Source organism: Arthrobacter sp. KNU-44, assembly GCF_051843155.1.
In the GTDB taxonomy this organism is placed as follows: Bacteria; Actinomycetota; Actinomycetes; order Actinomycetales; family Micrococcaceae; genus Arthrobacter.
On the sequence record NZ_JBPXNG010000002.1, the window covers coordinates 159,847 to 173,301 of the forward strand.

A 13,455-nucleotide genomic window follows, 5' to 3' on the forward strand; every position below is an offset into this window, starting at 1 on the left:
CAGGCACGAATAGTGTGCACTGTCACTAAACACCTTGTGCCTGTCATTGAAGCCCCGCAGCTCTCGGATGTCAAGCACTAGCGAAGGGACTCAAGTCTTAATCACCCTGTTCGTTCGCGCTATTGTTCACGTAAACTGCACAGACATTCCCCCAACTGCACAGACCCTGCGCCCGGCGAGGACAATCAAGGTGGGTGTGTTCTCACGGTCGTCGCGTTGCGCAGGAATGGTCGATTCACCCTCACTCAAATCCAAAGGAGCCACAATGGCCATTGCCTCAGTCGATGTCGCACGGTTGTCAAGCACAGGCACGTCAGAGACCACGATCGGATGCATTTTTCAGCCAGTCTTCGAGGAGCAGGCATGAGCGACGTCGGATTTGTTGGCTTGGGAGCCATGGGCACACCCATGGCCCGCCGTCTGCTTGATGCCGGGCATACCGTGCACGCGTGGAATCGCACTGCAAGCGCGGCCGACGAGCTCGTCGACTCCGGTGCCATCCGTGTGAATGACGTTCGGGATGCCGTCGCTACGGGACTGGTTTTCTCGATGCTTGCCAGTGATGAAGCCTTCTCCAAGGTGTTCACCGACGACGTCCTGCGCTCTGCCCCACCCGGCACAATTCACGTGAACCATGCAACCTTGAGCGTTACCGCGGCAGAACGTTTTGCCGCGAGCCATGAAAAATTCGGCGTAGCTTACATTGCGGCTCCGGTACTGGGGCGGTCCACTGTCGTCTCAGAGGGAAAACTGAACATAGTGGCAGCCGGTCCCCGGGATGCCTTGGCACAGGTTCAGTCCTTCTTAGACATTCTCGGCAAGCGGACCTGGATCGTTGGTGAATCGCCGCAGGCCGCCAACGTGGTGAAGATTGCCGTGAACTACAACCTCCTCCACGCACTTCAGGCACTGGCCGAATCGCTCACCCTCGTGGAATGTGCAGGCGTCGACGCGCAGTCCTTTGTCGACATCCTCACTGACTCGGCATTTACCGGAACGGCCTACTCCGGGTACGGACCAATCATCGCCCACAAACGCTATTCCCCTCCGGGCTTCGCATTGCCGCTGGGGCTCAAGGATCTTACGCTCGCCGAGAGCGCAGCGGCAGCGGAGGGTGTCGTCCTTCCCGTGGCACCGGTGCTTCGCCAGATGTTCGAAAAGGCCCTCGCCGATCCCGAGCTGGCGGATCTGGACTGGTCCGCGGTCGCTGAAATCACTCGACGAATGGCCGCGCCCCCTCGCTGATACGGGCATCTGTTCACTTCAAGCTTGAATGGTCTGCGCAATCCGAAGCGCGGGCCATTCCTGCTGCCGGGGCATATTCCTTGGACAAATAGGCGCTCCGGATCCTTCCGGTTGCGTGCGAGTGTGCGCCAGCACTTCACGGCGCAGTAGCAAGCAAGATTTCAGTTTCAACATCGCCGCAGCAACCTCTTGTGAACGGCGCCACACTTATGTACAGTCTGACTAAACACTCTTGAGAATCAATGTGGTTTCTCTGGTGAAAGGCATAGACATCATGACTGACGCAATGACGCGGCGGACGCCCCTCGGGACCTCGCGATTTGCCAACTCCAAAGGATTCGCGACGATTGGCGTCTCGACGATCCTTCTTTTCATCGTATGCGCGATATTCGCGCCATCGAGTATTTCGCAGACAGCCTTCCTTGGTGACATTCCGTTTGCGGCGGTCCTGGCCATTGTTGGTCTGGGGCAGCTACTTGTTGTGCAGCAGGGCGGTGTGGATCTGTCGGTGGCCGGCGGTGTCTCCCTGGCGGTGGTCGTCGTAAGCCACCAGCCTGACGGTGACAGCGCCAAACTCTTGCCGGCAGTGCTTCTGGCGGTCTTCTTCGCCGTCGTGGCCGGCATTATCAACGGTGCACTCGTGAGTTTACTGAAACTCAACCCGATCATCACCACCTTGGGGATGAACGCACTGCTCTACGGCGTTGTCTTCGCTATCTCAGGGGGCGCGCCCCGCAGCACAACAGCCCTCTTGGCCGCCGTCGCAGGAGGTTCGACGCTCGGCGTTCCGAACGCGGCCCTTTTCGCTCTCGCGGCATTGGCACTGGTGGCGGTTGTCATGAAGAAAACGGCAGCCGGACGCAGGTTTGAGGCGATTGGCGCCAGCCCGGTTGCCGCCCGGGCTGTGGGACTACGCGTGCGCACACATCAGCTTCTGGCGTATGTGTGGGCCCAGCTTATCTATTGCCTCGCGGGCATCCTCCTGGCTGGTATCACCAACCAGCCGACTGCCTTCCAAGGCGATTCCCTCCTTTTGCCTTCGGTGGCCGTGGTCGTTCTTGGCGGCACGTCACTCCTCGGGGGACGTGGGTTCCCGATCTCCACTGTCATCGCGGCGCTGTTCCTGCGGCAGCTGAGCCAATTCGCGTTGGCGCTCGGCGTGCCTTATTCGGCTCAGACGCTCGTGCAGGCTGCCGCACTTGCCGCCGGCGTAGCCCTTTATTCCGTGAATTGGGGCCGCGTCCGGGCCTGGCTCCTGCGGTGGCGGGCACCAGTCCCCGAACCTGCCGGTGCGTAGCACTCGACCCAAATCAGGAAGTTGGACCGCTGGCAATAAGTGACACGGTCATCGAAAACTATCTAAGGAAAGTAAGGATCATGGAAATTCGTACAAAAGGTACTGTCTTGGTCTCCGCCGGCGTGGCCGCTGTACTCGCCTTGTCCGGCTGCAGCGACTCGGGCACGGCAGGTGGCTCCGGTGACACCGGTGGAACATCCCTAGCTGGCGCCCCCTCGTGGTGCGGCACCAAGAAGGTCACTTTCGCGCAGCTTGACGGCTTCGGAGGCAATAGCTGGCGTCAGGTGACGACCGCCTCAGGTGCGGAAGAGGCCAAGAAATGCCCGAGCGTCACCCAGTACGAGTACGCCGACGGCCAGGGGAACACGCAGAAAGCAATTTCCGACATTAACGGTATGGTCGCCAAAGGCGTCGGCGCGATGGTGGTCTTCGGAGATGCCGGGCCGGCAGTGCTTCCGGCGCTGCGCAGCGCCACCAAGGCAGGTGTCACGGTTGTGCCGTATCGTGTGGATGTCGGAGGCAAAGCAGGCACGGACTACACCCAGTTCGTTGGCGCATCGTTCGTCGATGATGGCAAGAGTTGGGGGACCTGGATCAAGTCAGTGCTGCCCAATGGAGGCAACGTTCTCTTCCTCAGCGGCCCCAAGGGCAACAGCCAAGGCAATGACGAGCGTACGGGAATGAAGCAGGTCCTTGACGATAAGTACAACTTCATCAACCAGGACCAGCCGTACGACGTGACCAACTGGGACCCGGCCCTTACCCAGCAAGTGCTGACTGCCGAAATCGCCAAGAACCCCAAGATCGACGTCATCGTCTCGGACTTCGGCCCCTCGCTCGTGGGCGCACTTCCCGTTTTCCAAAAGAGCGGCCGCTCAATCCCGGCCATCGCTACATCAGACGGAAACTCGCTTGGCTGTTTCTGGCAGAAAAACCAATCCTCCAACCCTGACTTCAAGCTCATGACCGTCGCGACGGGCAATGACAATGTCCGTCTTGCGGTGCAATGGGCCATTGCGAAGGCGACCGGTGGCAAGGTGCCCGACACAAGTACTTTCACCGCCCCGAAGTTTGAGGATTCGGTCACCAGCAAGCCGAATGCCGTGCAATGTGACAGTAATCTCCCAGGTGACATCTACCTCTCGGCCCAGCTGTCGAAAGATCAGCAAGCAGCCGTCATCAACAAAAAGTAATCTCCGTCGCGACGGCAGGAGCGCAGAAAGACCGCGCTCCTGCCCTGCGGCACCAAGAAGCCTCAGAAAGCAAAGGCACCGTGAAAGCGATGACAACTCAGAACGAATCCCCCGCCCTCGATGGCGAGCGTGGGGAAGCGGTCTCCACAAACGGACCGCACGTCCCCCCGACCCTCCGCTTATCTTCCATCTCGAAGCTTTACTCGGGCATAGCGGCTCTATCCGACGTTTCCGTCGACTTCCACCCGGGTGAAGTGCACGCGATTCTTGGGGAGAACGGTGCTGGAAAGTCCACGCTGATGAATGTTTCGTCGGGGACGGTTCAGCCTGACGGTGGAACCATCGAGTTCGAATCCGAGGTCATCCATCGGCTGACCCCTGCACTGGCGAGTGAGTTGGGCATCGCCATCGTGCACCAGCATCCCGCTGTCCTGCCGGACATGAGTGTCCTTGAGAACCTTCAGGTCGCGCTTCCCTCAACGGTCTTTGCCGGCGAGTCTGCTGAGGTGGTCGCCAAACGGCTACTTGATGGCGTGAACCTTCACGTTCACCTCCGCGATCGCGTGGAATCCCTGACTGTAGCCCAGAAGCACCTGCTCGAGATCGCCAAAGCCCTCGCTATCCGCCCCAAACTGCTGATCCTCGACGAGCCTACGGCCCCGCTGAGCCAAGATGCCTCAGAAATGCTCTTTGAGAAGGTCCGCTCGGTCGTCGCCGAAGGAACTGCCGTCGCCTACATCACCCACCGCCTCGCCGAAGTACGCGAGATCGCAAAGCGTGTCACCGTCCTGCGCGACGGGCGGCTCCGCGGCCATGCCAACGTCGCTGACATCACCGACGAACAGCTTCTGTCCCTTATTGTTGGCCGGAAACTGGAATCGACCTTTCCGGCCAAAGCGGCCGATGCCAATACGCCTGTTAACTTCGTCCTGGATTCGTTTTCCGGTAACGGATTTCGCGACGTGAGCATGACGGGACGGCGCGGCCACATCATCGGAGTTGCGGGGGTGGTCGGCAATGGCCAGTCGGAGCTCATGCACGCACTTGCAGGCCTAGTCCCCACCACGGGCACGGTCTCAATCAACGGCCGCGATCACACCGCAAGGGCTTTGCTTCGTGAGACGGCATATATGCCCGGGGACAGGCATAACGAGGGCCTGGCCATGGATCTCAGCGTCCGCGAGAACGCAGCCCTGGCCGCCCTGCATAAGTTCCGCACCGCACGAATTCTGAACCGGAAAAAGGAACTCGGACGAGTCGGCACAGCCTTGGACGAGCTGGCGGTGAAGGCGCCTTCCCTGGATGCCCCCGTCTCAGCTCTCTCCGGCGGGAACCAGCAGAAAGTCGTCATGGCGCGGGCTCTTCTCTCCGAACCCACATTGTTGATCGCCGACGAACCAACCCAGGGCGTCGACGTCGGGGCCAGAGCCGAGATCTACCGGATACTTCGCGAAGTATCCGAAAGCGGTATACCGGTGATCGTCAACTCATCCGACGCCAAAGAACTTGAGGGACTGTGCGATGAAGTGATTGTGATGTCCCGCGGCCGCGTTGTCCGGGTCCTCGCCGGAGACTCCGTCAACGAAGAGCAAATCATCGGTGCGGCAGTCAGCGCCACCACAAAGGCCGATCACGCCGAGGACATCGGGGCGACCGACGTCAAAGCATCCGGTGGCGCCTTGCGGCGTTTCATTCAAGGTGACTACGCACCGTCTGTCCTGCTGGTCGTAGTGATCTCGCTGCTTGCCGTGCTAATCACCGGACAAAATGCGCGCTACATGGCGTCTTTCAACATCAACAATATTCTCGTGTTGGCAACAGCGCTTGGCTTCATTGGTCTAGGACAAACGATCGCTCTGCTTCTGGGCGGTATCGATCTGTCCGTCGGTCCGCTCGCAGGTTTCCTCGTTGTGGCCGGATCCTTCTTCATCAACGATGACCAACCCCCTGGCACCATACTCCTGGGCTTTGCCCTGATGGTCGCCATCGCGATAGCGGTGGGAGTGATAAACGGCAGCCTGATTCGATTTGGCAAGTTCACACCGATCGCAGCCACACTTACCCTCTATATCGGCCTTCAAGGGCTTAGCTTCGTGCTCCGTGACGGCCCCGGCGGCTACATCAACCAGGACATCACTGCTGCCATTACCTCAAAGATCGGGCCGCTCCCTGTGGCGTTCCTTCTCCTGGTCGCAGTCACCGTGGCCGCAGAGTACGCCCTGCGTCGCCGACGGTGGGGATGGAGGCTCCGAGGCACCGGATCCGATGAAGAGTCGGCCCGCCGGATAGGCATCAAGATCGACCGCACGGTGATTATTGGATATGTAGCAACCTCGCTTTTCACCGCCTTAGGGTCTTTGATGCTCATGGCACAGATCGGCGTTGGCGATCCGGCACAGGGCGTGGGTTATACCCTGGCCAGCATCACCGCGGTCGTTCTCGGCGGTACCAGCCTGCTTGGCGGCCGAGGCACATTTGTCGGGACCGTCCTCGGAGCCGTGTTGTTGACACAGGTCCTCAATGCAACATCGTTCCTGGGCCTCTCGCAAACGTTCCAGTACGTCTTCCAGGGAGTTCTCATCGTGGCAGCCGCGATACTATACTCAATTGCCCGCCGCGACCGGGGGCGCAAGACGCACTAGCTTGGAAAGCGTCTAGGCAAGTGCCTGGGACGCCTTGAACCGCACCCCGGAAGTAAGATGTCTCATCCTGCTTCCGGGGTGCGGTTCACCTATCACTACCAGTACACCTTCTGGCCACCTGTCGCGATCAACGACAGCCAGTCCGATCCGCGATCGATTTCAGCGACCATGTGCCTAGGATCCTTGCGTTCTGCCTCCAGCGTCGCGATGAGCACGTCCTCGACCCTGACTAGCAGGATCGAGGAACGCCCAGACGCGACGAATCGACCAGAGACCGCCCGGCCGCGAAACCGTGAACGCGCGCCGCTTCGTCACCGATACCCGCGGGTCGGCTGCCAGCTGACTATTCGTCATCCCGGTTCGGCGCTGGCCAGACACGATCCTTGCCCGCAGAGCCCGCTAGATGATTACGTCTTGGATGCAAGCTCTTCAGCATCTGGCGCAAGACCTGTCGGTGACGGTCGATAACTGAGCCATTGTGACGGTTGAAAACAGAGCCACCCGTTCCAAACGATTGGGTGGGTGATCACAGTGGAGGATTGGGCGCTTTATCAGCGGTTGCATCTTGCCTAGGGTGAATCGATGAGGTCACTGGCGGCGCGGCTGGGTATATCCCGGAACACCATAGCGAAAGCGGTCAGCGCCGATGGTCTGCCGAGCTATGTGCGGGCGCCGCAGGACTCCGGGATCAAGGCCGTGGAACCGGCGATCCGTGCGTTGTCGCGGGACAACCCGCGGATGCCCGCGACGGTGCTGGCCGAGCGTGTGGGCTGGTCCGCTTCCCCGGCCTGGTTCCGGGAGAACATGGCCAGGATCCGGCCGGAGTACGCCCCGGCCGATCCCGCGGACCGAATAGGTTACGAACCCGGGGATCAGGTGCAATGCAACCTGTGGTTTCCCGAGGTGCGGATACCGGTCGGTAGCGGGAAGTCGAGGGTTTTGCCGGTGGTGGTGATGGTGTGCTGTCATTCGCGGTTCAGCATGACCCGGATGATCCCGTCTCGGATGACCGGGGAGCTGTTCGCCGGGACGTGGAAGCTGATCAGGTCTCTGGGCGCGGTTCCGCGGTGGCTGATCTGGGACAACGAAGCCGGCATCGGGCGGCTGAACAGCCATGCCGCCGGGGTCGCGGCATTTGCCGGGGTGCTCGCGACCCGGATCGTGCAGGCCAAGCCCTACGATCCGGAGAGCAAGGGAGTGGTGGAGCGGGCGAACCGGTTCCTGGATACCTCCTTCCTGCCCGCCCGGGCCTTCGTCTCGCCTGAGGATTTCAATGCCCAGCTCGGCAGGTGGCTTCCGATCGCCAACGACCGGCTGGTCCGGCGGACAGGTGCCCGGCCCGCGGAGCTTCTTGGCCGGGACAATGCCGCGATGCTGGGGCTGCCGCCGGTTCCGCCCGTCACCGGGTTCGCGACCAGGGTCGGGCTCCCGCGGGACTATTACGTCCGGATGGGGTCAAACGACTATTCCGTGCATCTGCAGGCGATCGGCAGGTTCGTCGATGTCACCGCGGACCTGGAAACCGTCATCATCACCTTGGACAGCCGCTGCATCAGAAGCCGTGCCCGGTCCTGGGGCGTCGGCCTGACGATCACCGATCCGGACCACGTCGAAGCCGCCCGGACCATGCGGAAAGCTTTCTAGAACCCGGAACCGGCCGCGGTCTCGACCGGGTTGCGGGACCTGGCTGATTGCGACCGGGCCTTCGGTGTCGTGCTCGATGACGGGCAGGTGGCCTGATGACCGTAGCCAAAGAAACCGCCGGCCGGATCGAGTACTACTCCCGGGCGATGAAGGCCCAACGGGTCCGGGAAGCAGCAGCCAGGCGCGCTGACCAGGCCCGGGAGGCTGGCTGGACCCATGAGGAATACCTGCCACGGTCCTGTCCCGGGAAGTCGCCGCCCGCGAAGCCTTCGGAGCCGAAGCCCTTGCCCGGCCAGCCGGGTTCCCTGCGCGCAAATCGCTGGAGGACTTCAGCTTCGACCACCAGCCCGGCCTCAAACGCGGCACAATCGCGCACCTGGCCACCCGCGCGTTCCTCACCGAGGCGTCCAACATCGTCCTGCTCGGACCGCCCGGAACCGGCAAAACGCACCTTTCAACCTGGCTGGGACTGCGGGCCACCCAGCTGGGCCACCGCGTCCTGTTCGCGACAGCCATCGACTGGGCCGCCCGGCTCCAGGCAGCCCACCAGAGCGGGAGGCTGCCGCAGGAACTGGTTCGGCTGCGCCGCTACAGGCTGATCATCGTCGATGAAGTCGGCTTCATCCCGTTCGAACAGGACGCGGCGAACCTGTTCTTCCAGCTCGTCTCCTCACGCTACGAACACGCCTCGCTGATCCTGACCTCGAACCTGCCGTTCGCCCGCTGGGGAGACGTGTTCGGTGACCAGGTCGTCTCCTCAGCCATGATCGACCACATAGTCCACCACGCCGAAGTCCTCACGCTCAAAGGCTCCAGCTACCGGCTCAAGCACACACGGACAGACTCGCTGCCCTAGACAAGACCGGAAAATACGGCAGCATAACCAACGACGACGTGGCTCACTTTTCAACCCACGAAATGGCTCACTTTTCGACCAGCGCTGACAAGACCAAGGTCTCCCCGTTGGCTAGTGATCTCGATTGCTTCATGACCGCGGCCGCCGGCCTGGGTTTCGCCGAACCGGTCCGTTCCTCGGCCGGCTCCCGGATGCTGATCCGTTGCTCATCCAAACCTGCCGGCGCTGGAACAGCTCACCCCCACCGATCTGGTCAAAGTACAGCCAACATCGGCAAGGAAGCACAGCCTCAGTTGGCCTTCTTTTTGCGTGTCCGTTCCTGTTCGGCATCGTGAATTGCCTGCGCCTGCATGAGTTCGACTGGCTGCTCCAGGGACCGGAAAACTGCTAGGGCGAAGCTTTTGAAGAATCGAATTGCAAACACTTGTCCATCAGCCTTTCTCACATCTTATTTAGGGCGCTGAGTTCGTCGGCATCCGACAACCCGCGGTATCGAACTGCCTAATCCGATGGGCAGCCCATCAAGACCCGGGCCAGCGGGAAGACGCTGCACTCGAGAGATGCACGTCACATAATCACTGCTACTTAACATATTAGCTCTTTGTTAATTAATGCTTGACACAACCCGCCGTCATTGGTTCAGTATCACTTGACACCCCTCGGTTCAAAGGAGAACACATTCATGGGATTCGACCGTCGCAACTTCTTGCAGTTCGCAGGCCTGACGGGCCTCACTCTAACCGCCGCGGCGTGCGGTGCTAAGTCCACTGCGGCGAACAGCGCGGCTTCCGGGCCGGCAGTATCGCTCGCGCCAAAGACCCCGAAAGTAATCGATCTAAAAGGCGCTCCGGTGGTCGGCCTGTTCACCAGTCTCAACAACGACTACTACGCCTCGTGGGACATGGGCGCTCGACGGGCCGTCGAGGCATTCGGAGGTGAGTATCGCGCCTTCACCAACGAAGGTGACGCTGCCCGTCAGATCTCCCAGTTTGAGCAGCAGGTGCAGGCTGGCGCGAAGATCTTCTTCATGACCGCCCCGGACCCCGCGAACGTACCCACCATCGCCCGGATTGCCCAACAGAACAAGGTCTTCCTCACGAACACCTGGGAGATGGTTCCGTGGACAACTCCGTTTGACTACGGAGACTCGTACGTGACGTATTTCACGACGGACACTGTTAACCTCGCATACGGTGTAGCGAAGAAGCTTTTCGAGAAAATGGGCGGCAAGGGAAACCTGGTCCACCTCACCGGCCACCCCGGCAGCACGCCCGATTCCCAGCGCACGATCGGGGTCGACAAGGCCCTCAAGGAATTCCCGGACATCAAACTCCTCGCCAGGCAGCCCGGTGAATGGAACCGGGACGACGCGCGCAACGCCATGGCCGGCATCATCACGAAGTACGGGCATGAGATCAACGGCGTATTCGGGCAAAATGACGACGTCGCCATCGGCGCAATGAACGCCCTCAATGAGCAAGGAATCCAAGGCGTACCGATCACGGGTTTTGACGGCAACAAGGGCACGATGGACTTCATCAAGTCTGGTGCAATCTACGGCGCGTACAGCACGCTCCCCTTCTGGGCTGCAGGGTTCAGCGCAGTGAGGGCCATCGACGCCTCCCTCGGCGTCAAGTTCGACCCGTTGGACCGCCAGCTTTTCACCAGCGGGGTGTTCGTGACCAAGGACAACGTTGACGCCTACCTGAGCACTTTCTTCGGCAATGAGGACGTCTTTGACTGGCAGTTGATGAGCCGGGCGGCCCACCCAAATGATTGGGATCCGCAGAACACCGTCTGGCCGCTGGATGTTGAGGCCATGTGGGATTTCGCCAACAAGCCGGCCGGCTGGGCCGCACCAGCGGCCTACGTTCAGGCAAAGCCGAATGTCCAAGCCTTGACAGATGAGTACAAGAGCCACTGGAAGCGCCACCTCATCTGACCGAATGCTCTCTCATATTAGGACGAAAGGTTTGGCCATGACCGCCACCACCAAAACCTCGGCTGAACAACCTCCCAGCGTTGCGGCTGCCGGCCCGCGTGGACTTCTGCGCCTTAGGCAAGATCTGCGTGCCACACTGCTTCCGGTATCAGGCCTGATTATTCTGATCGTGCTATTCAGCCTGACCGCCGACAATTTCCTCACGGGCAGCACAATCAATACCGTTTTCCGGGAAGCATCAGCCGTTCTGGTGGTGTCAATTGGAATCACGTTTGTTGTGCTCATGGGAAGCATCGATCTCTCCGTCGGCTCCACCGTCACCCTGTCCGGTCTGGTGGCGGCCACCACTGCACAGACCTACGAATGGGGAACTGCAGTCGTCGCAGGCGTTGTTGCCGGGTGCGCTATTGGCGCCATCAACGGTCTGATATTCGCCTTTGCGAAGGTCCCGAGTTTCCTGACGACACTGGGAACGAGCCTTGCAATCAACGGGCTCGCCCTGTGGTATGTGGGCGGAAGACCCGTCCAGGTCAGTGACTCGGCCTTCCTCGGAATCGCACAGGCAAACTGGCTCGGTAGTCTGCCAAACATCGCCCTGTGGTCCTTGCTGTTGTGGGCACTCTTTTCAGTGATCGGCCTCAACACCCGCTTCGGAAGATACGCTTTCGCAATCGGCGGAGGCGAGACGGTGAGTCAACTCGCAGGCATCCCCGTCAGGCGCTACAAATTCCTGGCACTTGTGCTGTCGGGAACTCTCGCGGGTGTGGCCGGAGTCCTTCTAACCGCACGCATTGGGGCTGCCACACCGGGCATGGGTGATCGTCTCACCCTGATGGCGATCGCCGCGGTCGTCATGGGAGGCACGGCATTGACCGGCGGTGTAGGAGGTGCCCACCGGACGGTCCTGGGCGTTCTCGTCATCACGGTGCTTTCCGTGGGGCTCAACGCTTTGGTGGTGCCGCCCTACATGCAACAGATCATTCAAGGAGCAGTGGTGGTGCTCGCCGTCGCACTCACGCTTGATCGCTCGAAATTGGCGACTTTGAAATGACCCGCATAATAGGCACACAGGCGGAGAACGAAGTCCCCGCCGCGAGTGCACCACTGCTGGCAGTGCGCGGGGCTTCCAAGCGCTATGGAGTTGTGCAGGCTCTGAACAATGTCACACTCGAAGCCCGCGTCGGTGAGGTCGTCGGCCTGATCGGTGAAAATGGCGCTGGCAAGTCCACGCTCCTTGGCATCATGAGTGGAACTGTCGCTCCGGATGCAGGTGAAGTGGAACTCTCCGGCAAACGGTTGGTGATGCACACGTACGCCGATGCGGCTCGGCGCGGCATCTTCCGCATCTACCAGCATCAGGCACTCGTACCCAACCTGAGCGTGGCGGAGAACATCTTTCTGGGTCAGGAACGGAAGTTTGTTCTAGGCGGTGGCTGGCTGAACCGACGAGCAATGGTGCGTAGGGCACAAAAGATGTTCGACGGCCTGAACCTCGAGGGCATCAACCCGGCGGCCGCCCTGGGTACGTACAGTTTCGCCGAGCGGCAAGTCATTGAAATCGTGCGTTCGCTGGCACAGGCGGATCTGCTCGAGATCGAACATCCGGTAATCCTCCTCGATGAGCCAACGAGCGCCCTGTCCCGGGAGCAGGTCGATTTCTTCTTTACCTTTGTACGTAGCATCCGGCACCGCGCCGCACAAGTATTCGTTTCACACCGGCTCGAGGAGCTGCTTAGCCTCAGCGACCGGGTCTACGTCCTGAAAGACGGGGCTGCAGTTGCCGACCTTCACGACGTAGCTTCGTTAACCGAGCACAAACTCCATTCCCTGATGGTCGGACGCATGCCCGAAGAGGTGCTCTATGACGAGAACCAGCAGCGGGGAAGCAACGGTCTGGACGTCCTCAAGGTGGAAGGACTGACCCGGGAAATCGAATTTCACGACGTTTCGTTTACCCTCCATCGAGGGGAAATCTTCGGCATCGCCGGCGTCGTGGGTTCCGGAAAGTCGTCCCTTGGACGAAGCATTTTTGAAGCAGGGCGCGGAGTCACCGGCAGCATTTTCCTCAACGGCCAGCCCATGCGCCGCGGAGGAGCCCGCGAGGCAATTAAGAGCGGCGTGGGTTACATTCCTCCGGAACGGCATGCTGAGGGAATCATCGAGCAACTATCCGTATCGCACAACCTGTCCCTGCCGCGTGTCGGCTCATTAGGGCGAAATCCCGTTATCGATTTGGCCTCCGAGCGCAGATCCGCACAGGAGCAGATAGCCAGCCTTCGGATCAAAACGCCGACAGGAAATACGGCCGTCGGGAACCTCAGCGGTGGCAACCAACAAAAGGTCATCTTCGGCCGATGGACTGCCGTGGGTTCCAGGGTGCTGATCCTGGACAACCCTACAAACGGCGTGGATGTTGGGGCCAAGGCCGAGATCTACAAGCTCATCCGTGAGCTCACGGGGGACGGCGTAAGCGTCATCCTCATCAGCGACGATCTGCCCGAGCTGATCGGCTTAAGTGATCGCGTTGCCATCATGCGCGACGGACGGGTGACTCGGGTCATGGATGTCCCGCCAGAATCAAAGCCCTCTGAAGCCGAACTTGTTGCACACATGGTGTGACACGAACAATTCAAATC

General features: G+C 60.5%; 8 protein-coding genes and 1 pseudogene. All 9 read left to right on the forward strand.

Annotated elements, in window-relative coordinates; translation table 11 throughout:
* The first annotated feature begins 216 nt into the window (after nt 1–216).
* The 9 genes and pseudogenes from ACSVHC_RS01600 (at nt 217) to ACSVHC_RS01640 (ending at nt 13,438) form a co-directional block, all read left to right on the forward strand.
* Nucleotides 217–1,245, forward strand: a complete 1,029-nt coding sequence (locus ACSVHC_RS01600) for an NAD(P)-dependent oxidoreductase (RefSeq protein ID WP_439180517.1) — start codon at nt 217–219, stop codon at nt 1,243–1,245.
* A gap of 274 nt (nt 1,246–1,519) precedes the next feature.
* Entirely contained in the window at nt 1,520–2,542 is a 1,023-nt protein-coding gene (locus ACSVHC_RS01605; protein WP_439180518.1) for an ABC transporter permease, read from the forward strand.
* A gap of 80 nt (nt 2,543–2,622) precedes the next feature.
* Complete coding sequence (locus tag ACSVHC_RS01610; protein WP_439180519.1) at nt 2,623–3,735, forward strand: substrate-binding domain-containing protein; 1,113 nt, start codon at nt 2,623–2,625, stop codon at nt 3,733–3,735.
* Nucleotides 3,736–3,824: 89 nt separating this feature from the next.
* On the forward strand, nt 3,825–6,377 hold the full coding sequence (locus tag ACSVHC_RS01615) for an ATP-binding cassette domain-containing protein (protein WP_439180520.1): 2,553 nt from the start codon (nt 3,825–3,827) through the stop codon (nt 6,375–6,377).
* A 582-nt stretch (nt 6,378–6,959) separates the two neighbouring features.
* Entirely contained in the window at nt 6,960–8,021 is a 1,062-nt protein-coding gene (istA, locus tag ACSVHC_RS01620) for an IS21 family transposase (protein ID WP_439180521.1), read from the forward strand.
* A gap of 95 nt (nt 8,022–8,116) precedes the next feature.
* Nucleotides 8,117–8,877: pseudogene (gene istB, locus ACSVHC_RS01625) on the forward strand (IS21-like element helper ATPase IstB).
* 682 nt (nt 8,878–9,559) lie between these two features.
* Nucleotides 9,560–10,819 (forward strand): sugar ABC transporter substrate-binding protein, encoded by a 1,260-nt coding sequence (locus ACSVHC_RS01630; protein ID WP_439180522.1) that lies wholly within the window; start codon nt 9,560–9,562, stop codon nt 10,817–10,819.
* Between the two features lie 37 nt (nt 10,820–10,856).
* A complete protein-coding gene (locus tag ACSVHC_RS01635; protein ID WP_439180523.1) occupies nt 10,857–11,870 on the forward strand; it encodes an ABC transporter permease in 1,014 nt (337 codons plus the stop codon).
* The gene (locus tag ACSVHC_RS01640) at nt 11,867–13,438 is read left to right on the forward strand and encodes a sugar ABC transporter ATP-binding protein (protein WP_439180524.1); all 1,572 of its coding nucleotides are present in this window, start codon (nt 11,867–11,869) and stop codon (nt 13,436–13,438) included. The genes ACSVHC_RS01635 and ACSVHC_RS01640 overlap by 4 nt, the downstream gene beginning before the upstream one ends.
* Nucleotides 13,439–13,455 lie beyond the last annotated feature (17 nt).